The sequence below is a fragment of the Cellulomonas sp. FA1 genome, from assembly GCF_000986825.1.
GTDB lineage: Bacteria > Actinomycetota > Actinomycetes > Actinomycetales > Cellulomonadaceae > Cellulomonas > Cellulomonas iranensis.
In genome coordinates, this window is sequence record NZ_LBMY01000001.1 from 2575681 (window position 1) to 2601348 (window position 25668).

Consider the following 25668-nt stretch of genomic DNA (forward strand, 5'->3'; position numbering starts at 1 on the left):
CCGGGACCCACGTCCTGTCGCCGCACGACGGCCGGTCCTACGCTGACGGGACGACAACCTCCAGCGTGGGAGGGTCCTCATGGACCAGGCAACGACGCCCCGATCCCGCACGGTCGCGCTGCTCGGCGCGTCCGGCTCCGGCAAGACGACGCTCACCGAGGCGCTGCTGCACCGCGCCGGCGCGATCCCCCGCGCGGGCCGCGTCGAGGACGGCAGCACGGTGAGCGACCACGAGCCCGAGGAGATCGCCCGCGGCGTGTCGCTGACGCTCGGCGTGGCGCCCCTGCGCTGGCGCGCCGACGACGGCCACGAGTACGACGTGACGCTGCTCGACACGCCCGGGTCCCTCGACTTCGCGGGCGCCGTCGACGCCGCGCTGTCCGTCGCCGACCTCGCGGTGGTCGTGGTCAGCGCCGTCGACGGCGTGCAGGCGGGCACCCACCTGGCGTGGCGCGCGGCCGGCGAGGCCGGTGTGCCGCGCGTCGTCGTCGTGACCAAGGAGGACAAGGCGCGCGCCGACTTCCACCGCGTGCTGGACGACCTGCGCGCCGCGTTCGGCGACGCGCGGCTCGTGCCGCTCGAGCTGCCGTTCGGCGACGAGGCCGGCTTCACGGGCGTCGCGGACGTGCTGAGCGAGGCCGGCCACGCGTACGACCCGGACGGGCGGCACCACGACGAGGCGCTGCCCGCGGACGTCGCGGACGAGGAGCACCGCCTGCACGAGGAGGTCACCGAGGAGATCGTCGCGCACGACGACGACCAGCTCGAGCGCTACCTCGCGGGCGACGAGCCGACGCCCGCCGAGCTCGGGCGCACGCTCGCGCGCGAGGTCTGCGCGGGGCGGGCCGTGCCCGTGCTGGTCGCGTCGGGCACGACGGGCGTCGGCGTGGACCGCCTCGCCGAGCTGCTGTGCGCGCTGTGCCCCGGCCCCGACGCGCGGACCCGCACGGTCCGCGCCGGCGACACCGAGGTGCCCGTCGCGCCCGACCCCGACGGCCCCGCGCTGCTGCACGCGTTCCGCACCGTCGCCGACCCGTTCGTCGGGCAGGTCACGGTGTTCCGGGTGCTGTCCGGCACGGTGCGACCCGGCGACCGGCTGGTCAACACCACGACGCGCGTCGAGGAGCGCGTGCCGGGACTGTTCCGGCTCCGCGGCAAGGAGCACGAGCCCGTCGACGTGGCGGTCGCCGGGCAGGTGGCCGCGGTCGCGAAGCTCACGGGCACCCCCGCGGGGTCGCTGCTGGCCGCCAGGGGCACGCCCGGCACATTCGTCACCGCACCGCCGCCGCGCGCCCGGCACGCCGGGTACGCGCTCGCGCTCGACCCGGTCACGCAGTCCGACGACGACCGCCTGTCCGCCGCCCTCGCCCGGCTCGTGGCCGAGGACCCGACGCTCGCGGTCGACCGGGTCGGCGGCCGCACCGTGCTGCGCGGCCTCGGCGACACGCACCTGGGCGTCGCGCTCGAACGGCTCGCGCGCGTCTTCGGCGTGCACGTGCGCACGTCCGACGTGCCGGTCGGCTACCGCGAGACGATCGCGCACGAGGCCGCCGCCGAGGGGCGCGTCAAGAAGCAGTCGGGCGGGCACGGGCAGTTCGCGGTCGTGCAGCTGCGCGTGCAGCCGCTGCCGCGCGGCGAGGGCTTCGCGTTCGTCGACTCGGTGGTGGGCGGGGCGATCCCCCGCTCGTACCTGCCGGCCGTCGAGCGTGGCGTGCGCGACGCGATGGCCGCGGGCGGCCCGCACGGGTACCCCGTGGTGGACGTGCGCGTCGAGGTCGTCGACGGCAGGGCGCACGCGGTCGACTCGTCGGACATGGCGTTCCGCACCGCGGCGGCCGCGGGGCTGCGGGACGCGCTCGCGGCGGCGGGCACGGTCGTGCTGGAGCCCGTGTGCCGCGTGCGCCTCACCGTGCCGTCCGCCGCGCAGGGCGACGTCATGAGCGACCTGTCCGCGCGGCGCGGGCGCATCACCGACACCGCGTCGCGCGACGACGGGGACGTCGTCGTCGAGGCGACCGTGCCGGAGGCCGAGCTGACCCGCTACGTGCTGGACCTGCGCTCGCTCACGGGCGGGCGCGGGGACGTCACGGTCGAGCCCGACCACTACGCGCCCTGCCCGGAGCACCTGACGCCGGCCTGAGACGGCCGGGCGGGCAGCTACCCGGCTGCGCCGGTCCCTTCAGCACTGCCTCCGAGCCCCATGTCGCTGCGGCCTCACCTCCAAGGACGAGGGGTAGTTCGCGCCTCGCGCGCCTGCCGCTTTAGTGACTGTCCGCCTGCGAGGCCGGACGGAAAAGCGCTAGTGTCACCGCATGCGGACATTGATTGCGCCGACGGGCATTACTGCCATCATCCTCCTAGTGGGTGGCTGCGCAGATGCGACTACCGCACCAGCCGTCTCGCCCTCGAGCCCGACACCTACAGCGTCTAGCTACGTGATCCGGGGCATTATCAGGACACCTAACGTGCCGCAGATCCGCGGCGGATCTCAGATATTCACGTCGAACGAGTGCGTCGTCGCCAGTGGGTTCACAGATTTTCACGTCGGCGCACAGGTAGACGTGCTGGGTGCCGACGAAACTGTGGTGGCGAGCGGTTCAATCAAGGCCGTCAGGGAAGAGAAGGACAGTTGCGTGTTCAGCTTCTCGGTGGACGAGGTGCCGCCAGGAGAGGGTTTCTATCTGATCAAGACTGGCAACACCTTCCGTGGAACGTACACAATCCCGGAGGAGAAAGTCGGTACGTATGTGAATCTGAGCGTGGGTTGACCCTTGTGTCAGGCGAGCGTCCTTGCAGCGCTCGCCAACCCTGCCTCGCGCGACCACCCACTTCCCGTATCGCTCCCCACGAACCGGGCAAGCGGTGATGGGCTCGTACCGGACATCGACGACCTGACGGCGGCCGTGCGCGAGTTCTCCCGCGAGCGCGACTGGGAGCAGTTCCACGACCCGAAGTCGCTCGTGCTCGTGCTGGTCGGCGAGGTCGGCGAGCGAGCCGAGCTGTTCCAGTGAGTGCCCGCCGACGAGGCGGTCGAGCGGTTCTCGGCACCCGCCCGGCGGGCGCGTGCCGGCGAGGAGATGGCGGACGTGCTGGTGTACCTGCTGCGGCTCGCCGACGTCCTGGGAGTCGACCTGGGTGCCGTCACCAGAGCAGAACTCGCCGACTCGCACTGCCGGTTCCCGGCGGCCGACGTCCGCTGCGTCACCCCGACAAGCCCTGACGGCGCGCCGCCCCGGACGCCGGGCGGGCCGGGTGCGGTTCCCTCCATCGCACCCGGCCCGCGCCGGCCCCGCCTCGCCCGCGCCCGTCAGTCGGGCGTGGCGATCGCGTCGAGCACGCGCAGCCGCGCCGCGCGCGTCCCGGGCCAGACCGCCGCCAGCACGCCGACCGCGATCGCGATGCCGAGCATCGCGGCCAGGCCGCCCCACGGGACGACGAGCCGGTCGAGCCCCTCCTCGGCGAAGACCCGGGGCAGCACCGAGGCCAGCCCCACGCCCACGCCGAGCCCGACGACCGTGCCGAACACGGCGGTCAGCACCGACTCGACGGTGACGACGCCCGCGAGCTGCAGCCGGCCCAGGCCGACGGCCCGCAGGAGGCCGATCTCCCGCGTCCGCTCGATCACGGACAGCGCGAGCGTGTTGACGATGCCGAGCACCGCGATGAGCAGCGAGAGCCCGAGCAGCGCGTACAGGATGACCAGGAGCTGGTCGACCTGGCTCGCCATCTGGTCGACGAACTGGTCGCGGTCCTGGACCGAGACCACCACGTACGGCGCGACCGCGTCGGTCACGGCCGAGCGCAGCTCCGCGGCGCTCACGCCCGCCGCGGCGTCGATGAACACCGTGTCGGTGAGCTGCGACGTGGCCGGGGCGAGCTCGTCGAGCACGCCCGGCGTGACGAGCACGCCCGTGCCGAGCACGCGGGTGTCGATGACCGCGCCGACCGTGAGCGTCCGCTCGGCCGTGGCGCTGCGGATCGTGACCTCGTCGCCGACCCGCCAGTCCTTGCCGAGGACCCGCTCGTTGACGACCGCGTGGGTCGCGTCGAGCGTGGCGGGGTCGCCGTCGACGACCTCGACCTTCACGGTGCCGTCGATGAGCCCCTCCGGGCTCGCGAGCACCGCGCCGACGTCCTTCGGCCCCGGGTCGACGCCCGGCTCCGGCGAGACGGCGGCCGTCGTGAACGTGACGGCGGCCGCGCGGCCCGCCTCGGACAGTCCCTGCACGTCGGCGACGGCCCCCGCGGGGATCGTGCCCGTCGCGGAGCGGAGCACCAGGTCGGCGGTCGTGCTGCTCTCGACCGTCGACACGAGCGACGCCTGCGTGGTGGCCGCGATGACGGACACGCCGCCGACCAGGGCCATGCCGATGACGAGCGCGCCCGCGGTGCTCGCGGTGCGGCGCGGGTTGCGCACGACGTTGCCCTGCGCGAGACGGCCGACGGGCGGCAGCCCCTTGACGAACGGCACCGCGAGCACGCGCACCACGGCGCGCGACATCGAGGGCGCCGCGACGAGCACGCCGATCAGCACCACGCCGGCACCCGCACCGAGCAGGCCCTCGGCGGCACCCGACTCGGGTCGCAGCGCCGCGAACAGCACCGCGGCGGCGCCGAGGGCGACGACGACGCCGCCGACCAGGCCCCGCACGCGCAGCGAGCGCTCCGGGACGGTGACCTCGCCGCGCATGGCCTCGACGGGGGCGACGAGCGCGGCACGCCGGCCGGGGATCGCCGCGGCGACCGCGGAGACGACCGCGCCGATGCCGAGGCACACGGCGACCGTGGTCGCGTCGAGCGGGATGCTGCCGACCAGGTCCATGCCCATCTGCTCGAACACGAGCCGCAGCAGCGAGACCAGGCCCAGACCGCCGGCCACGCCGACCGCCGCACCCACCAGGCCCACGAGCACGGCCTGGCCGACGACCACCGCGAACACCTGCGCGGGCGACGCGCCGACGGCACGCAGGAGCGCGAACTCCCGGACCCGCTGCCGCACCGACATCGTGAACGTGTTGGAGATGAGGTACCCGCCGACGAACAGCGAGATCACCGCGAAGATCATGAGGAACGACGTGACGAACCCGAGCATCTGGTCGATGTCGCCCCGCAGGTCGGCCCGCAGCGTCTCGCCCGCGACCGCCTCGGCGCCGTCCGCGTCGGCACCGAGCGTGCCGTCCGCGAGCGCCGCGTCGAGCCGCTCGACGAGCTGCTGCTCGCTCACGCCGTCCTGCGCGTACACCGAGATCGTCGGCACGAGGCCCTCGGGCGCGTAGGCGGCCTCGGCGACGGCCGGGTCGAGGAACACCAGCGTCGCGCCGGCCATGGGCCCGCCGCCGGCGATCTCGCCGACGACCTCGACGTCCCGGACCTCGCCGGACACGACGACGCGCGTGCTGTCGCCGATCGCGAGACCCGACGACTCGAGCGTCACCTGCTCGAGCGCGACCTCGCCCGCGCCGACGGGCGCGCGGCCCGCGACGACCTCGAACGTGGGGTCGTCGGGGTTCGCGGCGATGCCGAGCGACGGCGCCTGCGTGGACTGCACGGCCGTGCCGTCGGCCCCGACGAGGACGATCGGCCCGGACACGTCGGCGCCCGCGAGACGCACGCCGGGGACGTCGGCGACCGCGTCGGCCAGCCCGATCGCGACGGGGGTGCGGACCTCGCCGACCCCGACGCCGCCCGGTGCGGCACCGCTGGGCGCCTCCTGCGCACCGCGCAGGTACGCGTCGGCGGGGGCGGTCGCGTCGACGATGCCGTGGAACGTGTCGGACATCATGGTGCGCAGCGCGAACGTGCCGGCGACGAACGAGACGCCGAGCGCGACCGCGAGGATCGAGAGCGCGAAGCGCACGGCGTGCGCACGGACCCCGCGCAGGGTCACCCGCAGCATCAGCCGGCCTTCACGGGCGCGGCGGGCCGGCGGGTCAGCGCGCCGAGGCGCTCGAGGACCGTGTCGGGCGTGGGCTCGGTGAGCTCGTCGACGATCCGGCCGTCGGCGAGGAACAGCACGCGGTCGGCGTAGGACGCGGCGGTCGCGTCGTGCGTGACCATGACGATGGACTGGCCGAGCTCGTCGACCGAACGGCGCAGGAACGACAGCACCTCGTGCGCGGACGTCGAGTCGAGGTTGCCCGTGGGCTCGTCGGCGAACACGACGGCCGGGCGCGTGACGAGCGCACGTGCGCACGCGACGCGCTGCTGCTGCCCGCCGGACAGCTCGCCCGGCTTGTGGTGCAGGCGGTCCGCGAGGCCGACGGCCTGCACCACCGCGTCGAGGTGCTCGCGGTCGACGGGGCGGCGCGCGATGTCGAGCGGCAGCGTGATGTTCTCGAGCGCCGTGAGCGTCGGCACGAGGTTGAACGCCTGGAAGACGAAGCCGATGCGGTCGCGGCGCAGGCGCGTGAGGTGCCGCTCGGACATCGCCGACACCTCCTCGCCGTCGACGACGACCGAGCCCGCAGTGGGGCGGTCGAGGCCGGCGAGGCAGTGCATGAGCGTGGACTTGCCCGAGCCGGAGGGGCCCATGGTCGCGGTGAGCTTGCCGCGCTCGACGTCGAGGTCGACGCCCGCGAGGGCGTGCACGGCCGTGGGGCCGGAGCCGTAGGTGCGCACGAGACCGCGGGCGGTGGCGATGGGCGCGCTGCTGCGCGCCGAGGTGTCGGTGAGGGTCACACGAGAATCGTCCCGCCGCGGGACCCCCGCGCGACACCGGGTAAACCCCCGGGCCTGACCCTGAACGCCCCCTGGACGCCCTCAGGGTCACCCCCGGGGACGTATGTCCTGGTCAGCGCGTCGCTATGCCGTATTCGTCGGATGACCTCGCGGGTGCGACGGGGACACCCCCCGCACCGGGGTGGGGTGAGCCAGGGGGTCGGTTCCGGGGGTGCACCGGATGTCCCGACGGCGCCCGCGACGGAAGGCTGGAGGCACGGCGCCGCCGCACGGGCGGACCGCAGAGACGGAGGTCCCGGTGTTCGCGCTGCTACGACGTGTGTGCTCGGTCGCGGGGGCGGTCGCCCTGGGGAGCGTCCTCGGCGTCGTGGCGAACCCGGCGCTCGCGTCGCACCTGGGGCTGCCCGTCGTGGAGACGCTGGTCGGCCGGGGCTGACCCCGGCCGGGCGCGCGCACCGCGGCCGGGGCGGCGGGCGCACGCGCGGCGTCACCGCCCGGCTCCTACGCTGGACGCCATGGCCCGCTACCTCGACGTGCACCCGACCGACCCGCAGCCGCGCTCGATCGCGCAGGTCGTCGCGATGCTGCGCGACGACGCGGTGATCGCCTACCCGACCGACTCGATGTACGCGCTCGGCACGCGCATGGACAACCACGACGGCGCCGAGCGCATCCGCCGCATCCGGCACCTCGACGACCGGCACCACTTCACGCTCGTGTGCTCCGACTTCGCGCAGCTCGGGCAGCTCGTGCACCTCGACAACAGCGCGTTCCGCGCCATCAAGGCCGCGACGCCGGGGCCCTACACGTTCATCCTCCTCGCGACGCCCGAGGTGCCGCGCCGGCTCGCGCACCCCAAGAAGCGCTCGGTGGGCGTGCGCATCCCCGACGACCCGGTCGCGTGCGCGATCCTGCGCGAGCTCGGCGAGCCCCTGCTGTCGTCCTCGCTGCTCATGCCCGGCCACGACTGGCCCATGACCGAGGGCTGGCAGATCAAGGAGGAGCTCGACGACCAGCTCGACGCGGTCGTCGACGGCGGCGAGCGCGCCACCGGCCCCACCACGGTCGTCGACTGGACGTCGGGCGCGCCCGAGGTCGTGCGCGAGGGCGCGGGCGACCCGACGCGTTTCTGACGTGGCCGCCCCCGGCACGGGCTCCCCGGTCCCGACCACGCCCGACGACGTCGTGCGGGCCGCCGCCGCCGCGCCCGACCTCGAGACGCTCGCGGCCGTGTCCACGACCTGCCGCGCGTGCCCGCGGCTCGTCGCGTGGCGCGAGGACCAGGCCGCGCACCCGCCCGCGCGCTACCGCGGCCAGACGTACTGGGCGCGGCCCGCGCCCGGGTTCGGCGACCCGGTGGCGCGCGTCGTCGTGGTGGGCCTGGCCCCCGCCGCGCACGGCGCCAACCGCACCGGCCGCATGTTCACCGGCGACCGCTCCGGGGACTTCCTGTTCGCGGCGATGCACCGCGTCGGCATGGCGTCGCAGCCCACGTCCGTCGCCGTCGACGACGGCCTCACGCTCCACGACGTGCGCGTGACGGCCCCGGTGCGCTGCGCACCGCCCGCCAACGCGCCGACGCCCGCCGAGCGCCGCACCTGCGGCCCCTGGCTCGCGCGCGAGCTCGAGCTCGTCGCGCCGCGCGTCGCGGTCGTCCTCGGCGGGTTCGGGTGGCAGGCGCTCCTCACGACCCTCGCCGAGCAGGGCTGGGCGGTCCCGCGGCCGCGCCCCGTGTTCGGGCACGGCGTCGAGGTCACGCTGCACCACGGCACGCAGGACCGCACGCTCACGCTGCTCGGGTGCTACCACGTCAGCCAGCAGAACACCTTCACCGGGCGTCTGACGCCCGCGATGCTCGACGCCGTGCTCGCCCGAGCCCGTGACCTCGCGGCCGCTCAGCCCAGCAGCACGACCAGCACGCCGTAGCCGTTCGCGAGGACGTGCAGCGCGACCAGCAGCCACGGGTTGCGGTACCGGGACCACAGGTAGCCGGCGACGAGCCCGAACCCGAGCCCTTGCACGACGAGCGCGGCGCCGACCTCGACGACCGGCCCCTGGCCCTGGCGCGTGCCCACGTGGAGCAGCGCGAACGCGAGCGTCGCGACCGCGATGCCGCCCCACCGGCCCAGCAGCGCCTCGAGCCGCGTCTGCAGCCACACGCGGTACAGCAGCTCCTCGCCGACGCCCGCCGTGACGGCGGTCGCGACGGCTGCCGTCACGAGCAGGTCGACCGGCACGTCGTCGTAGCGCGGGTGCGCGACCCACGGCGCGGCCTGCGCGAGCGCCGTCCACCCCAGCACGACGACGGCCGGCGCCCACCACCGCCACGCGCCGCGCGGCCACGCGCGCTCGAGGCCGCCGCGGGTGACCGCCACCACGAGCGCGGGCACCGCGACGACCAGCGCGAGCTTGACCAGGTGGTACTCGGGCCGGTCCCCCACCCCGGCGAGCGCGACCGCCACCGGGAACGCAACCGTGCACGCGAGCAGGCCCGCCGTCCCGAGCAGCACGCGCCGCGCGTCGCGCACGACGGGCGAGAGCACGGGGGCGCGGGGCGGCAGCAGACGCACGAGCGCGACCGCGACGAGCGCGGGCAGCAGCACGTGCGCGTACGGGACCGTCGGGGCACCGGCGTCGGCCGACGCCCGCAGCCCCTGCGGCGCGAGCACGAGCAGCGCACCGAGCGCACCGACCGCGAGCGCGGCCACCGCCGCGGCGAGGGCCGCACCGGTGCGCGGGAGCAGGGGCCGCCCGGCCGTGGGCCGGAGGCCGGCGGGGCCGGGGTGGCCGCCGGGGCCGGAACGGCCGGCGGGGACGGGGAGGTCGGCGGGGGTCGCTCGTGTGTCGCGCACGCCGCGACCGTACGGACGTCCGGTCGCGCACCGCCTCGTGCGAACCGACGGTCCTCGCGCACGCGTCTCCTCCGGACGGACGAGCCGCGCACCGGCACCTCCCCCGGCCCCACCGCGCGGGCGGGTCAGGCGGTGGCGCGCGCGAGGGCGTCGGCGACGGGGGTGTCGCCGCCGACGAGCTCCCACTGGTGGCCGGTCGTCGCGTCGTCGACCAGCACGGCCGCGACCACCGCCGCGACGTCGGCGCGCGGCACCTCGCCGCGCGCGGTGCGGTCCGCGATCGTCACGCGCCCGGTGCCCGGGTCGTCGGTCAGCGCACCGGGCCGCAGGATCGTCCACGCGAGGTCCGTGCCACGCAGCGCCGCGTCGGCGTCGCGCTTGGCGGCCACGTACGCGGCCCACACCTCGCCCGCGTCGTCGCCCACGGGCTCGTCGACGCCCATCGCGGACACCTGCACGAAGCGCCGCACGCCCGCGCGGCGCGCGCCCTCCTGGGACTTCAGCGAGCCCTCCAGGTCGACCGTGCGCTTGCGCTCGACCTGCCCGTCGGCACCCGCACCGGCCGCGAACACCACCGCGTCGGCACCGGCCATGACCTGCGCGAACGCGTCGACGTCGGACGCCTCGAGGTCGAGCAGCGCGGGCTGCGTGCCCAGCGCCGCGAGCTCGTCGGCGTGCTCCTGCCGGCGCACGAGCGGCACGACGACGTCGCCGCGCTCGACCAGCAGCGGCGCCAGCAGGCGCGCGATCTTGCCGTGCCCGCCCACCACGACGACGCGCATCAGGACCGCCCGCCGGTCACGAGGATCCGGTCGCCGGTGACGTAGCTGGACTCCTGCGACGCGAGGAAGACGTACGCGGGCGCGAGCTCGGCGGGCTGGCCCGCTCGGCCCAGCGGCGTGTCGGCGCCGAAGTCCTCGACCTTGTCGGCGTTCATCGTCGCGGGGATGAGCGGCGTCCAGATCGGCCCCGGGCACACGGCGTTGACGCGGATCCCGTCCTCGGCGAGCTGCGCCGCGAGGCCTTTCGTGAAGTTGACGATCGCGGCCTTGGTCGACGCGTAGTCGAGCAGGCCCGGGCTCGGGTCGAACGCCTGGATCGAGGACGTGTTGACGATCGTCGCGCCCGCCGACAGGTGCGGCAGCGCGGCCTGCGTGATCCAAAACATCGCGTACACGTTGGTCTTGAGGACGCGGTCGAGCTGCTCCGTCGTGATGTCTGCGAGACCGCCCGTCTGGGCCATCTGGTAGGCCGCGTTGTTCACGAGCACGTCGAGCCCGCCGAGCTCGTCGACGACCCGCCCGGGCAGCGAGCGCGCGAGCTCCTCGTCACGGATGTCGCCGGGCAGCAGCAGCCCGCGGCGGCCCGCCTGCTCGATCCAGCGCAACGTCTCGCGCGCGTCGTCCTCCTCCTCCGGGAGGTAGGAGATCGCGACGTCGGCGCCCTCGCGCGCGAACGCGATCGCGACCGCGCGGCCGATGCCGGAGTCGCCGCCCGTGATCAGCGCGCGCCGGCCCTCGAGGCGCCCGGAGCCGACGTACGACTCCTCGCCGTGGTCGGGCTCCTTCCGCATGTCGTCGGTGTGCCCGGGGTGCGGGATCTGCTCGGCGGTCTGCGTGTCGGGGTCGGGGTGCTGGGTGGTCGGGTCCTGGGGTGTCGTCTGGTCGGCCATGCTCCATCGTCGGCCGGGCGCCGCGACGAGGCATCTCGGGACCGGGATCCGCCGTCCGCGCCGTCGGTCGCGGACCGCGTGGGTGGTGGCCCGTAGCCTGCCGGTGTGATCCTGCTCGACGACGGCACCCTGGCGTACTCGGCGAGCGACCTGACGGCCGCCGCGGCCTGCGAGCACGCGGTCCTGCGCGGGCTCGACGCGCGGCTCGGCCGCGGTCCGGCCGCCGAGCCCGACGCGGACGCGATGCTCGCGCGCGTGTCCCACCTGGGCGACGAGCACGAGCAGCGTGTGCTGCGCGGCCTGCTCGCCCGGTACGGCCGGTGGGAGCCGGGACGCACCGGCGGTCTGGCACAGGTCCCCGCGACGCGCGACCCGGGGTCCCGCGCGCACCTCGCGGCGGCGCACGCCACGACGCTCGACCGGCTCACGACCGCGGACGTCGTGCACCAGGCGGCGTTCTTCGACGGCAGGTTCGTCGGACGTGCCGACTTCGTGGTCCGGCAGGACGACGGCGCGTGGTCGGTGCGCGACGCCAAGCTCGCGCGCAACGCGCAGCCGACCGCGCTGCTGCAGGTGGCCGCGTACGCGGACCAGCTCGCGGCCGCGGGCCTGCCGGTCGCGCGCGACGTCGAGCTCGTGCTGGGCGACGGCGCCGTCACGCGGCACGCGGTCGCGGACCTCGTGCCCGTGTACCGCGAGCGCCGCGCGCGGCTGCAGCACGTGCTCGACGAGCACCTCGCCGAGGGCGGGCCGGCGGCGTGGGGCGACCCGCGGTACGTCGCGTGCGGGCGCTGCTCGCTGTGCGTCGCGGCGCTCGAGGCGCGGCGCGACGTCATGCTCGTGCACGGCGTGTACGAGCGGCAGTCCGCGGCGCTGCGCGCCGCGGGCGTCGACACGGTCGACGCGCTGGCCGCGACGCCCGACGACCTCGACGTCGACGGCCTGCACCCGGACGTGCTCGCGCGCGTGCGGCTGCAGGCGCGGCTGCAGCTCGAGCAGGAGCGGACCAACCCCGACCCGGCGCACCCGACGACCGTGCCGGCCGTGCTCGACCGGCCCGAGAAGGTCGCCGCGCTGCTGCCGCCCGCCGACCCGGGCGACGTGTTCTTCGACTTCGAGGGCGACCCGCTCTGGTACGACCCGGCGCTCGCGGGCGACCCCGACGCGTGGGGCCTGGAGTACCTGTTCGGCCTCGTCGAGGCGCCGCCCGCGCCCGGGGCCGACGCGCCGTTCGTCGCGTTCTGGGCGCACGACCGCGCGGCCGAGCGGGTCGCGCTGCGGGCGTTCCTCGACTACCTGGCCGAGCGCCGCGCGCGGCACCCCGGCCTGCACGTCTACCACTACGCGCCGTACGAGAAGACCGCGCTGCGGCGGCTCGCGGCCCGGCACGGCGAGGGCGAGGCGGAGGTCGACGCGCTGCTGCGCGAGGGCGTGCTCGTCGACCTGTACGCGGCGGTGAAGGCGGGGGTGCGCACGGGTCAACGGTCGTACTCGTTGAAGAAGCTCGAGCCGCTGTACATGGCCACGGGCCGCGGCGACGGCGTGACGACGGCCGCCGACTCGATCGTCGAGTACGCCGAGGCCGTCGCGGCGCGCGACGCGGGCCGCCTCGACGAGTGGTCCGAGCGTGTGCGGGCCATCGAGGTCTACAACCACTACGACTGCGACTCGACGCTCGGCCTGCGCGACTGGCTGCTCGCGCGCCTGGCCGAGGCGGGCGTCGCGCCGTCGCGTGCGGTCGTGCTCGACGAGCAGGCGGCCGCGCGTGCCGCCGAGCTCGCCGCGCCCGACCCGCTCGAGGACGCGCTGCTCGCCGTCGCGGGGCCCGGCCCGGGCGAGGGCGTGGTGCGCACGCCCGCACGGCAGGCCGTCGCGCTCGTCGGCGCCGCGCTGCGCTACCACCAGCGCGAGGACAAGCCGTACTGGTGGGGCCACTTCGACCGGCTGGGCGCGCACCCGAGCGACTGGACCGAGCGGCGCAACGTGCTGCTCGTGGACCGCCCGGGCGCGGTCGAGGTCGTGCAGGACTGGCACCTGCCCGCGGGCAAGAAGGTCGAGCGGCGCGTGCTGCGGATGGTCGGGCGGCTCGAGCCGGGCAGCGACCTGCGGGCCGGCGCGTCGGCCGTCGGGCTGTACGACCCGCCGTTGCCCGACGGGCTCAAGACGACGGTCGACGGGCCGCGCGGCTGGTGCGACCGCATGACCGTGCTCGACGTCGCCGCCGAGGGCGCGGGCGGCCGCGTGAAGGACGTGCTGCTGGTCGAGGAGACGCGCGCCCGCGGGACCGCGCCGTTCACCGAGGTGCCGATGGCGCTCGCGCCGTCCGGGCCGATCGGGACGGCGCCGCTGCGCGAAGCGATCCGCACGCTGGCCGGGCGCGTGGTCGCGACCGCCGGCGCCGGGCCGGCGACGAGCCCGGTCACGGACCGTGCGACGACGACCGACGGGGACCCGCACGACCCCGTGCTCCCCCAGGGCGCCGTCCTCGACCTCGCCGCCCGGCGCCCGCCGCGCACGCGCTCGGGCGCACCGCTGCCAGTCGCGGCCGACGGCGACCTGGTCGCGACCCTGACGCGCGCGGTGCTCGACCTCGACGACTCGTACCTCGCGGTGCAGGGCCCGCCCGGGACGGGCAAGACGTACACGGGTGCGCGCGTGATCGCCGCGCTCGTCGCGCAGGGGTGGCGCGTGGGCGTCGTCGCGCAGTCGCACGCCGTGGTCGAGAACCTGCTGCGCGGCGTCGCCGGTGCGGGTGTGCCGCGCGACGCGATCGCGAAGAAGGCGCCGGGTGCCTCGGACGCGCGCACGGCCGACCCGGACGCGCCGTGGACGTGGGTGCCCGACGCGGGGTTCGGCACGTTCTGGACTGCGCACCCCGGCGGGGCTGCGGGTGCGGGCGCGGTGCTCGGTGGCACGGCGTGGGACCTCGTCAACGCGACGCGGCTGCCGGACGCGCCGCTCGACCTGCTGGTGGTCGACGAGGCCGGGCAGTTCTCGCTCGCGCACACGTTCGCGGTCGCGGGCGCCGCGCGGAACCTGCTGCTGCTGGGCGACCCGCAGCAGCTCCCGCAGGTCAGCCAGGGCACGCACCCCGAACCCGTGGACCGCAGCGCGCTGGGCTGGCTGACCGACGGGCACGACACGCTGCCCGCGTCGCTCGGCTACTTCCTGCCCGTGACGTACCGCCTGCACCCGGCGCTGTGCGAGGCCGTGTCGACGCTGTCCTACGAGGGCCGCCTGCACGCCGCCCCCGCCGCGGCCGAGCGCTCGCTCGACGGCGTCGCGCCCGGCGTGCACGGCGTGCTGGTCGACCACACCGGCAACGCGGTCGCGTCCCCGGAGGAGGCCGACGCCGTGGTCCGGCTGGTCGCCGACCTCGTCGGGCGCACCTGGCGCGACCCGCGCGCCGCGACCCCCGAGCGCCCGCTCGCGCCGGAGGACGTGCTGGTCGTCGCGGCGTACAACGCGCAGGTATGGACGGTGCGGCGTGCGCTCGACGAGGCCGGGTTCACCGGCACGCGCGTCGGCACGGTCGACCGGTTCCAGGGCCAGGAGGCACCCGTCGCGGTCGTGACGACCGCCGCGTCGTCGCCCGCGCAGGTGCCGCGCGGACTCGACTTCCTGCTCGACCGCAACCGGCTCAACGTCGCCGTGTCCCGCGGGCAGTGGGCCGCGTTCGTGGTGCGGTCCACGCACCTCACCGAGACGCTGCCGCGGCGCCCCGAGTCGCTCGAGCGGCTGGGCGCGTTCGTCGGGCTGACGACACGGTCGGTGGTGGCGCTGCCGGAGAGTGCCGCCGTGCCGCTTTGACGTACGAGACGGCCGCACCCGCGGGACGTTCACGTGCAGCCCGACACGTACGCACGAGAGGCCGTTCGAGCAAGCACGAGGCCGGGGCCTCTAGACAGATTCTCCTTGAGCCAACCGGCGCATCTTCGCGCGAGCACGCGTCAGGCGCGTACCGACCGCGGTCGTCGAGCACCCCAGCCGGCTCGCGGTCTCTGCCGCGGTGAGATCCCTCAGAACCGCGAGCTCGACCACGGCCCTCTCCTTGGCCGTCAGCGGCTTCATCCACCGTTCGAGGGACTCCCGGACTCGCACACCGTCTGCAGGGTCGGGAGCCAGACGCGGAGGCTCACGACTGATCGCTCGGAGCCTCGCCCTCAGTCGCTGATCACGCATCACGGCCTCTCGATGGTGCTGCAGCACGCGCTTGGCGATCCCGTAGACCCAGCCTCGTCGTTCGCCCGCGCCAGATGGAGCGACGTCGCGACGTCTCCATACCACGAGGAAGGTCTCGCTCAGCACGTCTGCCACGAACGAGGCACCACCATGCCGCGCGACGTAGTGCGTGAGCTCGGGGTACATCGACCGGAAGAGCGGGGAGATCCAGTCCTCGGAGGCGCGGTCACCTGGCAGCTCCTCGCTGCCAGCCCGCTGCCTGCAAGGAGCCGACTCCTCGCTCGGCGCCGGACGATCGCCGCCGTCGTGCTCCTCCGAGGGACCGAGAACAGCCGACGACAGCGTCATACCCCGATCTCCCCGACGGGAGCCGACGATCACCGTGGCATCGCGTGACGCACGTCACATGATCCTGTGATGCTGTTGTGCGGGGCCTGAGAGATGTCGGGGGCGACGGGCCACGCAAGCCCCGTCGCCGCCCAACCAGAGGAGCATCATGAGCACGACCCCCCGCACGTACCGCCGGCGCCTCAGCAGCGCCGCCATCAGCACCCTGACGCTCGGGGCGATCGCGTTCGGCGGGCTGGCCGCGGCGACGCCCGCGTCAGCAGCGCCGACCTGCAGCGCCGGCTACGTGTGCTTCTGGACGAAGTCGGACGGGGGCGGCGAGAAGAAGTCGTACTCCTCGGCCGCCAACCACAGCCACAAGACCGCTTCCGTCTACTACAACTACAACTACGACGACATCTCGTTCTGGACGGGGCCGAGCGGGACGGGCGACATCATCACGCACTACAAGCTGTCCGAGCGCGGCTTCCGGAACTGGAGCTCGAGCAACTGGGACCGCTGCCGCTCGCACCGCAACTACTACTGACCGACCGCGACGACGCCCACGGCTCGCCGAGTCGTGGGCGTCGTGTCGCAGATCACGTGGATGCCGGTGATCCTTCCGCCGCGAGCGGGAAGGATGGGCGTGAGCAACAGGTCATGGACGACGGGGGCGGGAAGATCGAGCAAGACGAACGTTTCCGGGCGTTCTTCCGGGCACTCGCTCCCGAAGTCCGGCGGTGGGCGGTGCACGCGGTCGGCCCGCACGTCGCGGACGACGTGGTCACCGAGACGTTCCTCGTCGCCTGGCGACGCTGGGACGACCTGCCGGACGACGCCGACCATCGCCGCGCCTGGGTCTTCGTCGTCGCACGTCACAAGGCGGCGCACCTGCGCGACCGCGGCACGCGGGACTCCGCGCTGCGGACACGACTGGCAGCAGCCCCCCAGGACGACACGGGCGACGTGGCCGACGCCGTCACCACCTCGACCCACGCCCGCGACGTCCTGTCCCGGCTCAGACCAGAGGACCGCGAGGTGCTCCTGCTCGTGGGCGTCGACGGGCTCGGCCCCGCCGACGCCGCGGCGGTCCTCGGGTGCAGCGTGACCGCCATGACCACGCGCCTGTCGCGCGCGCGACGCCGGCTGGAGGACCTCATGTCCCGCACGGAGACGACCGACGACGTCCGGAGCACCCCATGACCGACGACGACACCCGCGCGCTGCGCGACCTCGCCGAGCAGCTGGGCCTGCGGCCCACGCCGCCGCCGGCGCGCGACGAGACCCCCGACCCCGACCCCGCGTGGACCGAACGGATGCTCGCGCGGGTCGAGGGCGCCCGCGCGGCGCCCACCCTGCTCACGAGCCGACGGCGACGGCCGCCGGTCCGCGCGTGGGCAGCCGCCGCGTGCGCCGTCCTGGTGCTGGTGGTCGCCGGCGTCGTCGTCGGGCAGCCGTCGGGTGCTGTCGCCGCACCCCCCGTGCTGACGTTCACGGACGTCCCGCCCGACGGGCTCGGGCCGGAGTCCGGCACCCCCGCCCGAGACGCGCTCCTCGCCATCGCCGCGTCCGCACGCCAGCAGGCTCCCGCCGAGCGACCCGCAGGCGCCACGACCCAGCACGTCCGCACCGAGCAGTGGCGCCTCGAGCTGACCGTCGACACCGAGACGACGCGCAGGACCACTCGCCCCACGTCGAACGACGCCTGGCTGCTGCCCGACGGCCGCACGCGCTACCGCGAGGTCGCGACGGCCCCCGCCTTCTCGCCCGCCGGGCAGATCGTCGGCTCCGACCAGAGCGCCGGCGACCTCCTGCGTGACGAGCTCGGGACGTTCGTCGAGGACCCGCTGGGCGCGCAGCACCTGCCCCGCGACCCGCAGCGGCTGGTCGACCTCTGGCTGGCCGACGACCGCTTCCCGTCCGACCCGCTGCCCACCACCGGGACGACGATCATGGTGCACGACATCGAGCACCTCTTCGACACGTGGGTCGTCGACCCGGACGTCGCGGCGACCGTGTGGGAGGCGCTCGCCGGGCTCCCCGGCGTGCGCGACCTCGGTGAGACGAGCGACCGACTGGGTCGAGGCGGGCACGGCTTCGCCGTCTGGGACGAGCACAGCGGCGAGCTCACCGTCCTCGTGGTCGACCCCGTCGACGGCGCGTTGCTCGGCGTCGAGACGGTGCTGTTCGCGTACCCCGGTCTCGACGAGCCACGACCTCTGGACGAGGCAGAGGTCGGGAGCTTCACGGCCTACGTCTCGGCGGAATGGGTCACCGCCCCATGATGTGACCCACGCCACATCGTCGGGCGGTGATGCCGACCGACGGTCCGGGAGGACGGGGTGACGAGGCGCCTCCCGCGCCCCCGGACCCGAGGCGGCGCCCGATGACCCACCACCCCGCACGCACCCGACGACTCGCCCTGGGTGCGACCGCCGCGGTCGCGCTCGTCACGGGCTGCAGCGGCGGCGGCGACCCCGCGCCGACCCCGACGCTCGACCTCACCGACTCCGCGCTCGTCGCGGGCGCGTACGCCAACCCGCTCGACCCGGTGATGTTCCCCGACCCCACCGAGCTCGCCACCATCACCTCCGCCGCCGAGGCCCTGATCACGACCTGCATGGCGGAGCACGGGTTCACCTACCTGCCCGGCGACGCGTTCCCTCGTCGACGCACCGCGGCGGACGCCCAGTACACCTACTCGGTGACCGACCCCGCGGTGGCCGCGGAGTTCGGGTTCCACCCTGCGAGCTGGGTGGAAGAGGTGCGCTCCGCCTCCGGGTCGCGTCCGTCGCCGGTTCCCGGGTACGACGAGGCGCTGTTCGGCCAGAAGGACAAGACAGAGGTCACCGACGACCAGGGCACCGTCATCGCGACGTACGACCCCGACTCCTGCGTCGGCCGCGCGAAGGACTCCGTGACCCCCGACTGGGCGGCCCAGGAACGGACCTTCACCATCGCCGCCGACATCCTCCTCGACGTCGCGGACCGTGTGCAGCAGGACGACGAGGTCACCGCGGCGATGAAGGACTGGAGCACGTGCATGCGGGACCGCGGCTTCACGTACTCGAGCCCCATGGAGGCCAACGGCGACGAGAGGTTCGGCACCGACCTGCCCACCGCGGAGGAGATCCCGGTCGCCGTGGCGTCGGCGCAGTGCCAGCACGACTCCGGGCTCCTGCGGACCTGGTCGCGCGTCCGCGCCACTCTCACGCAGGCCGCGCTCGACGCGCACCCCGGGATCGTGTCCGAATGGCTCAGCATGCAGCGGTCCGCCGTCGACCGCGCCGGCGAGCGGTGACCGTGTCCGCGCGTCGCGCCGTGGCCACGGGCGCCGCGGTCCTGGGCCTCGTCGCGGCGGGCGTCACGGGCGGCTGGCTCCTGCACTCGCCCGACGAGAGGATCGCCGTGACGGTCCCGCCCACCGTCGTGACGGCGGACGTGCGCTCGGCCACCCTGACGACAAGGTACGACGGGGACGGCACCTTCAGCGCCGGTGGCGTGCTCGCGGTGCACGTGGCACCTCCCTCCGGCATGACGGCCGTCGTGACGGCTTCGCCCCGATCGGCCGGGGACGTCGCCGAGTGGTGCTCCCCGGTGGTCGAGGTCAGCGGGCGCCCCGTGCTGGTGCTGCACGGTGAGATCCCGCTCCACCGCGACCTCACGGTCGGCGACGAAGGCGCAGACGTGCGCCGGTTGCAGAGCGCTCTCCGGGACTGCGGGAAGCGGGTCGCCGTCGACGGGGTCTTCGGGCAAGCGACAGCGGCCGCGCTCACGCAGGTGTACCGACGGGCCGGGTACGCGCCCGTGACGGCGGCCTCGAGCGCCCTTCAGCCCACGGACGCCACCGCCGCAGAACCCACCGCTCCCGACGCCGGCGGTGCCGTGTCGACGGTCGATCACGTGCTGCGCGCGAGCGAGGAGGCCGACCCCGACGGCACGGACGCCGCCGAGCCCGGCGCGGTCGACGACCGACCGCAGCCGCTCACCCCGCCGGCACCGGCAGCCGGACCGACGCCCGCGCCGTCGCCCTCACCGTCGCCCGCGCCCGCGCCCGCGCCGACGGTCGTCGCACCGCGCGGCGAGCTGCTCTTCGTGCCGTCCGCGCCACGCCTCGGGTCGGTCGCCGCGCCCGGGCTCCCACCCGCCGACGTCCCCGTCGCGACCCTGACCCTCGCGGGAGACCGCTTCCGCTTCGTCCTGTCCGCGGCGCAACGAGCCGCCGTGTCCGAGGGCACCCCCGTCGTCGTGAGCCGTGACGGCTGGAGCGAGACCACCACGCTCCCGAGCCTGCCGGACCTCCCCACCGTCGACGAGACGGGGGCGCCGACCTACCCGGTGGAGCTGGTCCTCACCACCGAGGTGCCGTCGGCCTCCTACGGGCAGGCAGGGCGCTTCGACATCACCGTCGGCTCCCCCGACCCGTACGAGCTCGTGGTGCCGGTCTCGGCGGTCTACGACACCCCCGACGGGACCGTCGTGCTGCGCGCGAGCGGCGCGGAAGGCGGCACTCCGCCAGCCCCGGAGAGGGTCGAGGTGCGTGTCGTCGCGTCCGCCGAGGGACACGTGGCCCTCGAGGTCGTCTCGGGTTCGCTGCGCGCCGGGGACCAGGTGGTCGTCGGTGAGCGTTGACACGACGACGCCGGTGCTCGAGCTCCGCGACGCGAGACGCACCTTCGGGTCGGGCCCCGCGGCGGTGCACGCCCTGGGCGGCGTCAGCCTCACCCTGCACGCGGGCCGCTCGCTCGCGGTGACCGGGCGGTCCGGCTCGGGCAAGTCGACGCTGCTCAACGTGCTCGGCCTGCTGGAGACGCTGACGGACGGCCAGTACCTCGTGGCGGGCCAGGACGTCCGGACGCTGGGGACCGCGGCCGTGGACGCGCTCCGCGCCCACACGTTCGGCTTCGTCTTCCAGTCCTTCCACCTCGTGCCCTACCTGACGGTCGCCGAGAACGTCGAGCTGGGGCTCACGTACCAGCGGCACGGCGGTCGGGCACGCCGCGCACACATCGCCGAGCTCCTCGAACGCGTCGGGCTGACGCACCGCCGGAGCTCGACGGTCGCGACGCTCTCGGGCGGCGAGAAGCAGCGCGCAGCCGTCGCGCGTGCGCTGGTCCGCCGGCCCGCGGTCCTGCTGGCGGACGAACCGACCGGCAACCTCGACGACGCGTCCGCGGCCGCGGTCCTCGACCTCTTCGACGGCGTCACGGCCGACGGGGTCGCGCTCGTCATGGTCACCCACGACCTGCAGACGGCCGCCCGGGCGGACGAGCGTCTGACGATGCGCGACGGGAGGGCCCTCGCGTGAGACGGGTCGCGACGCGGGCGGACTGGCGGCTCATCGCGGCCCACGCGGTCGCGGCGACGGCCCGCCGCCCGGGCAAGTCCTTGCTGACCGCGGTGGGGGTCGCCCTCGGGATCGCCGTGTTCCTCGTCACGGTCGGCTGGTCCCAGACGGTCGGCTCGCAGATCAACCAGACGTTCGACGCGCTCGCCGCGACCGAGCTGCGCGTCCGGGACACGCAGGCCGACGTGGCCGTCGACGCCGCGATGCCGGCGGACTTCGAGGAGCGCGTCCGACGGATCCACGGCGTGGTGGCTGCAGGACGTCTGTGGGAGGGCGGCACGCTTCCCGTGCGCGCGTCGGAACCGGCGGCACCCGTCTCCCTCCCCGTGCTGGCGGTCGACCCGGGGGTGTTCACGGCTGCCGGGGTCTCGGTGCGCGCCGGGCGCCTCCCGGACGCGGCGACGGTCTCGACCGGCGAGCCCGTGGTCGTGCTCGGGCCGGGTGCTGCGGCCGCGCTGGGCGTCACGGCCGTCCCGCCGGACGTGTCGATCCGCGTCGGCGACACGGACGCGCTGCTCCTCGGCGTCCTCGGCACGCCGGGGACGGCACAGGAGCTCGACCGCGCCGTGCTGGTGACGACGACGTCGCCCGTCGGACCAGGACGGACCGCACTCCCGCCCCGGCAGATGACGGCGCTCGTCCGGACGGAGCTCGGCGCGGCGGGCGTCGTGGCCCGGGCGCTGCCGGTGGCGGTACGACCCGACGCCCCCGGCAGGATCGGCGTCCTCGTGCCGCCCGAGCCGACGTCGCTGCGGTCGGACGTCCAGTCGTCGCTGAACACCCTCGCGCTCGGGGCCGCCGGTCTCTCGCTGCTCATCGGGGCCGTCGGGATCATGAACGCCATGCTGATGTCCGTGGGACAGCGGTCCGGGGAGATCGGGCTGCGGCGGTCGCTGGGCGCGGCCCGCCGGCACGTGGTCGCGCAGTTCCTGCTGGAGGGTGCGTTGCTCGGCGCGGTGGGGGCGCTGGTCGGCACCGTGGCCGGCGAGGCCGCTCTCGTCGGAGTGGCCGTCGCGCACGGCTGGTCACCCGTGCTCGACCGCGCCCTCGTGGTGGTGGCGCCGTGCGCCGGGGTGCTCATCGGCACGCTCGCGTCGGTCCACCCGGCGTTGCGGGCGGCGGCGATCCATCCGGCCGCGGCGCTCCGCACCTGAGCCCTCGGGCGCGCCCGGCGCGTCGCTCCCCGCGCGGGTCGCGCTCCGGCCACGTAGCGTCGAGACGGCCCGCACCCCGCACCCGGAGGTCGCCCGTGCCCGACCGTCAGCCCGACCGCTCGCCCCGCACCGAGACCGCCCCCGAGCCCGCGCCCGCACCCGATCGCGACTCCGACGACGCCGCCGACCAGCCGCTGGTCCTCGTGCTGCACGGCGCGCGCGGGGACCTGTCGCGCCGCATGGTGCTGCCCGCCGTCGCGACCCTCGCGGCCCGCGGCCTGCTCCCCGACCGCTGGGCGCTGGTCGGCACCGGCCGCCGCCCGCTCGACGCGGGCGAGTTCGAGCAGGTGGTCCGTGACGCGCTCGACGAGTTCGGCGACGACGAGGGCCGCGGCGCGCTCGACGACGTCCTCTCGCACACGGCGTACTGCCGAGACGTCAGCCTGGACGACGACGACCCGGGCGAGCTGCCCGACGAGCTCACGCGCCTGCGCCGCGAGCTCACCGGCGAGGACGAGGGCGACGTCACGGTCGTCCACTACCTCGCGGTGCCGCCCGAGTCGTTCGTGCCGCTCACGCAGGCCCTCGCGCGCCACGACCTCACCGACGGCGTGCGCGTGGTCTACGAGAAGCCGTACGGCACGTCGCGCGACGACTTCCACGAGCTCGACGCCGTGGTGCACGAGGCGCTCGACGAGGAGCAGGTGTTCCGCATCGACCACTTCCTCGGCAAGGAGGCGACGCAGAACCTGCACGTGCTGCGGTTCGCGAACGAGCTGTTCGGGGGCGTGTGGGGGCGCGAGCACGTCGCGCAGGTGCAGATCGACGTGCCCGAGACGCTCGACGTCGCCGACCGCGCCGAGTTCTACGACGCGACGGGCGCGGCGCTCGACATGCTCGTGACGCACCTGTTCCAGGTGGCCGCGCAGGTCGCCATGGAGCCGCCCGCGGGCATGTCCGCCGCGGAGCTCGTCACGGCGCGCGAGGCGGTCGTCAGCGCGTTCCGGCCGCTCGACCCGCACGAGGACGTCGTGCTGGGCCAGTTCGAGGGGTACCGCGACCTCGAGGGCGTCGCCGACGACTCCGACGTCGACACGTTCGTCGCCGCGCGCCTGTGGGTCGACACGGACCGCTGGCACGGCGTGCCGTTCCTGCTGCGCACCGGCAAGCGCCTGGCCGCGTCGGCGCAGCAGGTCACGCTCGTGCTGCGCTCGCCGGGGCGGCTGTTCGGGGAGAAGACGGGGCCCAACCGCGTCGAGATCTCGCTGTCCGGCGCGGGCGAGGTGCGCGTCGTCACGACCGTGAAGCGCCCCGGCCCGGCGCTCGACCTCACGACGGGCACGGCGCGGCTGTCGCTCGACCACGTGCCGGGCGACGCGCTCCCGCCGTACGCGAGCCTGCTGCACGACGTCCTCGTCGGGGACCGCACGCTGTTCACCACGCCCGAGGGGCTCGACGCGGCGTGGCGCGCGTTCGCGCCGCTGCAGGACGACCCGCCGCCCGTCGTACCGTACGAGCCGGGGACCTGGGGCCCCGCCGACGCGCGCCGCCTCGCGGGGCCGACCGGCTGGGTGCTGGGCGAGTGACACCGACCGATCAGAGCCGGGAGGCCACCATGGGCGTCGAGGACGAGTTCGAGCGCGTGCGGACCGCGCTGCGCGCGGAGGAGCAGGCGATGGCGCAGGAGTTCGAGCGCATCGACGCGGAGGCGCGCGCGACGGTCGACGCGAGCGTCGAGCACGTGCGCAGCGAGCTCGCGACGCAGGCGGACCGCATCCGCGAGGCGATCGCGCAGCAGCGCGCCGAGCTCGAGGCGCAGGGGTCGCGGCTGGGCGACGACGTCGCGGCGGGCCCGGGTGCACCCACGGCCGAGCAGGTGGGCGACGAGGACGCGGCGCCGGCCGGCGACGAGGGCGTCGCACCGGTGGGCGACGACGACGTGGTGGTCGTCGAGCAGGACGACGCGCAGGTCGAGCACGTCTCCCCCGCGGGCGACGACGCCGGTCCGACCGTCGGGGACGTCGAGCGCGGCGACTGAGCCCCTCGTGCGCGCGCGACCCGCGCCGCGCGTCAGCGCGGGTCGCGCACCACGATCGCGTGCGACAGCTTGTCGGTGAACGTCTGCCGGCGCTCGTCCCACAGCGGCCACAGGTAGCCGAGGTAGAGCGGCAGGGCGTTGACCACCTGCCCGACGTCACGGACGAAGGCCCACCACGCGCCGACGGGCTGCTCCGTGTCCTCGTGCACCAGGCGGACCCCGACGATGCGCTTGCCCCACGACTGCCCCGTGCGGCCCTGCGCGACGACGCGGGACGCGAACCACAGCACCACCGAGAGCCCGATCCCCGCGAGCGCGACGGTGACGCCCGTCGACGTCGGGACGAACGCGAGCCGCCCGAGGTCGTCCACGCCGAGGGTCGCGGTGGTCCGCGCGTAGAAGCGTCCGACGAGCTGCGGCGTCCCCACGATCATCCCGTCGAGGACCGTCGCGAGCACGCGCCACCCCCAGTGGGCGTAGGCGGGCGGCGCCGCCCACGTCCCCCACCCCGCGGGCAGCGCCGCACCGGCCACGGGCGGGCGGAGGAACCCCGTCGGTACGGGGGCGCCGAGGCCCGGCGCACCGGCGAGACCGCCCGGACCGGCCGCAGGCGCGACGGCCGGCGGCGCGGCGGTCCACGCACCGCCGCCGGGCGCCGGTCCCGGACCGGCGAACCGGGGGTCGCCACCGCCCACGACAGGGGTCCGGCCGTCTCCCGTGACGAGGCCGGGGACGTGCGGGGCCGAGGCCGGGGAGCCGAACCGCACCGACCCGCCCGGCGTGCCCCAGCCGGGGTCGAGGGACCCCTGCTCGCGGCGGCTCGGCTCGAGCCCGGCCGGCAGCTCGCCGGGCGACCACGCCGTGGCACCCGCCGGCGCGCCCGCGAGCCCGCCGGTCGGCGCGACGGGGGCCGCGACCGGCGCGGCCGGCGCCGCAGGAGGCACCGGGCGCGTGTGCTCCGTCCACGCCGCACCGTCGAACCAGCGCTCGACGCCCGACGTCACGCCGTCGTCGTACCACCCCGCCGCGGGGCCCCCTGTGGTCGTCGTCACGTCGGACTGCATCGGCACGTGCGCCGCGCGACGTGAGGACCCGACGCGCCGGACGTCCTGCCGCACACCACCCGAAGCCGCGCCGGGACGGACGGACCGGGGCACACTGGACGGCAGGCGTCGGTCCCCACCGACGCCACGGCACGCGAAGGAGCGACCCATGGGTCTGGACGACCTGGTGAACAAGGCGAAGGGTGCGCTGGCCGGGCGCGAGGAGCAGGCCAAGGACGCGCTCGACAAGGCCGCCGAGGCGGTCAAGGCCCGCACCGACGACGGCACGGACCGCAAGGTCGACGAGGTGGTCGACAAGGCCAAGCGGTACCTCGACGAGCAGAAGCGCGGCTGACGCCGCGGCCCGCGTGCGGG

The 25668-nt window shown here is 75.4% G+C and carries 23 protein-coding genes; 16 read left to right on the forward strand and 7 right to left on the reverse strand.

The annotated features are described in order from the left end of the window. The first annotated feature begins 79 nt into the window (after positions 1-79). Together GY42_RS11610 and GY42_RS19055 are read left to right on the forward strand one after the other, a co-directional pair. Positions 80-2140: an elongation factor G gene (locus tag GY42_RS11610; protein ID WP_046529441.1), complete on the forward strand. Its 2061-nt coding sequence runs from the start codon at positions 80-82 to the stop codon at positions 2138-2140. Between the two features lie 325 nt (positions 2141-2465). Further along, complete coding sequence (locus GY42_RS19055) at positions 2466-2768, forward strand: hypothetical protein (RefSeq protein ID WP_152667286.1); 303 nt, start codon at positions 2466-2468, stop codon at positions 2766-2768. A gap of 539 nt (positions 2769-3307) precedes the next feature. Here the strand turns inward: GY42_RS19055 and GY42_RS11620 are convergent. Both GY42_RS11620 and GY42_RS11625 read right to left on the reverse strand, forming a co-directional pair. Next, the gene (locus GY42_RS11620) at positions 3308-5896 is read right to left on the reverse strand and encodes an ABC transporter permease (protein WP_046529442.1); all 2589 of its coding nucleotides are present in this window, start codon (positions 5894-5896) and stop codon (positions 3308-3310) included. Then, positions 5896-6678 carry an ABC transporter ATP-binding protein gene (locus GY42_RS11625; RefSeq protein ID WP_046529443.1) on the reverse strand — a complete coding sequence of 261 codons (783 nt, stop codon included), beginning with the start codon at positions 6676-6678 and terminating at the stop codon, positions 5896-5898. The genes GY42_RS11620 and GY42_RS11625 overlap by 1 nt, the downstream gene beginning before the upstream one ends. A 298-nt stretch (positions 6679-6976) precedes the next feature. Here GY42_RS11625 and GY42_RS19425 point away from each other — a divergent pair, with 298 nt between their 5' ends. The 3 genes from GY42_RS19425 (at position 6977) to GY42_RS11635 (ending at position 8604) form a co-directional block, all read left to right on the forward strand. Further along, complete coding sequence (locus GY42_RS19425) at positions 6977-7114, forward strand: DUF4179 domain-containing protein (protein WP_134851446.1); 138 nt, start codon at positions 6977-6979, stop codon at positions 7112-7114. Positions 7115-7193: 79 nt separating this feature from the next. Then, positions 7194-7811, forward strand: coding sequence for an L-threonylcarbamoyladenylate synthase (locus GY42_RS11630; RefSeq protein WP_046529444.1), 618 nt, complete (start codon positions 7194-7196; stop codon positions 7809-7811). 1 nt (position 7812) lies between these two features. Further along, entirely contained in the window at positions 7813-8604 is a 792-nt protein-coding gene (locus tag GY42_RS11635; RefSeq protein ID WP_082131502.1) for a uracil-DNA glycosylase, read from the forward strand. Here GY42_RS11635 and GY42_RS11640 read toward each other — a convergent pair. From GY42_RS11640 to GY42_RS11650, 3 genes are all read right to left on the reverse strand, one after another. Further along, positions 8574-9530 (reverse strand): CPBP family intramembrane glutamic endopeptidase, encoded by a 957-nt coding sequence (locus GY42_RS11640; protein WP_052748348.1) that lies wholly within the window; start codon positions 9528-9530, stop codon positions 8574-8576. The two genes, GY42_RS11635 and GY42_RS11640, sit on opposite strands and share 31 nt — an antisense overlap. A 125-nt stretch (positions 9531-9655) precedes the next feature. Further along, the gene (locus GY42_RS11645) at positions 9656-10312 is read right to left on the reverse strand and encodes an NAD(P)H-binding protein (protein ID WP_046529445.1); all 657 of its coding nucleotides are present in this window, start codon (positions 10310-10312) and stop codon (positions 9656-9658) included. Further along, positions 10312-11202, reverse strand: a complete 891-nt coding sequence (locus GY42_RS11650; RefSeq protein ID WP_046529446.1) for an SDR family oxidoreductase — start codon at positions 11200-11202, stop codon at positions 10312-10314. Before GY42_RS11650 ends, GY42_RS11645 begins: the two co-directional genes overlap by 1 nt. Before the next feature lie 105 nt (positions 11203-11307). Here GY42_RS11650 and GY42_RS11655 point away from each other — a divergent pair, with 105 nt between their 5' ends. Further along, positions 11308-15012: a TM0106 family RecB-like putative nuclease gene (locus GY42_RS11655; protein ID WP_046529447.1), complete on the forward strand. Its 3705-nt coding sequence runs from the start codon at positions 11308-11310 to the stop codon at positions 15010-15012. A 90-nt stretch (positions 15013-15102) separates the two neighbouring features. Here GY42_RS11655 and GY42_RS11660 read toward each other — a convergent pair whose 3' ends face one another. Then, positions 15103-15732 (reverse strand): RNA polymerase sigma factor, encoded by a 630-nt coding sequence (locus GY42_RS11660; RefSeq protein WP_052748349.1) that lies wholly within the window; start codon positions 15730-15732, stop codon positions 15103-15105. Positions 15733-15880: 148 nt separating this feature from the next. Here GY42_RS11660 and GY42_RS19430 point away from each other — a divergent pair, with 148 nt between their 5' ends. The 9 genes from GY42_RS19430 (at position 15881) to GY42_RS11705 (ending at position 24250) form a co-directional block, all read left to right on the forward strand. After that, positions 15881-16258, forward strand: coding sequence for a hypothetical protein (locus GY42_RS19430; protein WP_046529448.1), 378 nt, complete (start codon positions 15881-15883; stop codon positions 16256-16258). Positions 16259-16371: 113 nt separating this feature from the next. Beyond that, positions 16372-16914 carry an RNA polymerase sigma factor gene (locus GY42_RS19435; RefSeq protein WP_046529449.1) on the forward strand — a complete coding sequence of 181 codons (543 nt, stop codon included), beginning with the start codon at positions 16372-16374 and terminating at the stop codon, positions 16912-16914. Continuing rightward, positions 16911-17996, forward strand: a complete 1086-nt coding sequence (locus GY42_RS19065) for a CU044_5270 family protein (RefSeq protein ID WP_046529450.1) — start codon at positions 16911-16913, stop codon at positions 17994-17996. Before GY42_RS19435 ends, GY42_RS19065 begins: the two co-directional genes overlap by 4 nt. A gap of 101 nt (positions 17997-18097) precedes the next feature. After that, positions 18098-19012 carry a hypothetical protein gene (locus GY42_RS11680; protein ID WP_046529451.1) on the forward strand — a complete coding sequence of 305 codons (915 nt, stop codon included), beginning with the start codon at positions 18098-18100 and terminating at the stop codon, positions 19010-19012. Positions 19013-19014: 2 nt separating this feature from the next. Beyond that, positions 19015-20343 carry a hypothetical protein gene (locus GY42_RS11685; RefSeq protein ID WP_152667288.1) on the forward strand — a complete coding sequence of 443 codons (1329 nt, stop codon included), beginning with the start codon at positions 19015-19017 and terminating at the stop codon, positions 20341-20343. Continuing rightward, positions 20333-21019, forward strand: a complete 687-nt coding sequence (locus tag GY42_RS11690; RefSeq protein WP_201775271.1) for an ABC transporter ATP-binding protein — start codon at positions 20333-20335, stop codon at positions 21017-21019. The genes GY42_RS11685 and GY42_RS11690 overlap by 11 nt, the downstream gene beginning before the upstream one ends. Further along, a complete protein-coding gene (locus GY42_RS11695; protein WP_046529454.1) occupies positions 21016-22212 on the forward strand; it encodes an ABC transporter permease in 1197 nt (398 codons plus the stop codon). The genes GY42_RS11690 and GY42_RS11695 overlap by 4 nt, the downstream gene beginning before the upstream one ends. Before the next feature lie 95 nt (positions 22213-22307). Further along, complete coding sequence (locus GY42_RS11700; RefSeq protein ID WP_236686777.1) at positions 22308-23798, forward strand: glucose-6-phosphate dehydrogenase; 1491 nt, start codon at positions 22308-22310, stop codon at positions 23796-23798. Positions 23799-23827: 29 nt separating this feature from the next. Further along, on the forward strand, positions 23828-24250 hold the full coding sequence (locus GY42_RS11705) for a hypothetical protein (protein ID WP_046529455.1): 423 nt from the start codon (positions 23828-23830) through the stop codon (positions 24248-24250). A gap of 32 nt (positions 24251-24282) precedes the next feature. On the opposite strand, the gene GY42_RS11710 is transcribed toward GY42_RS11705, so the two are convergent. Then, the gene (locus tag GY42_RS11710; RefSeq protein ID WP_160309414.1) at positions 24283-25302 is read right to left on the reverse strand and encodes an RDD family protein; all 1020 of its coding nucleotides are present in this window, start codon (positions 25300-25302) and stop codon (positions 24283-24285) included. Between the two features lie 160 nt (positions 25303-25462). Here GY42_RS11710 and GY42_RS11715 point away from each other — a divergent pair, with 160 nt between their 5' ends. Beyond that, positions 25463-25648 carry an antitoxin gene (locus tag GY42_RS11715; RefSeq protein WP_046529457.1) on the forward strand — a complete coding sequence of 62 codons (186 nt, stop codon included), beginning with the start codon at positions 25463-25465 and terminating at the stop codon, positions 25646-25648. The last annotated feature ends 20 nt before the right edge of the window (positions 25649-25668 follow it).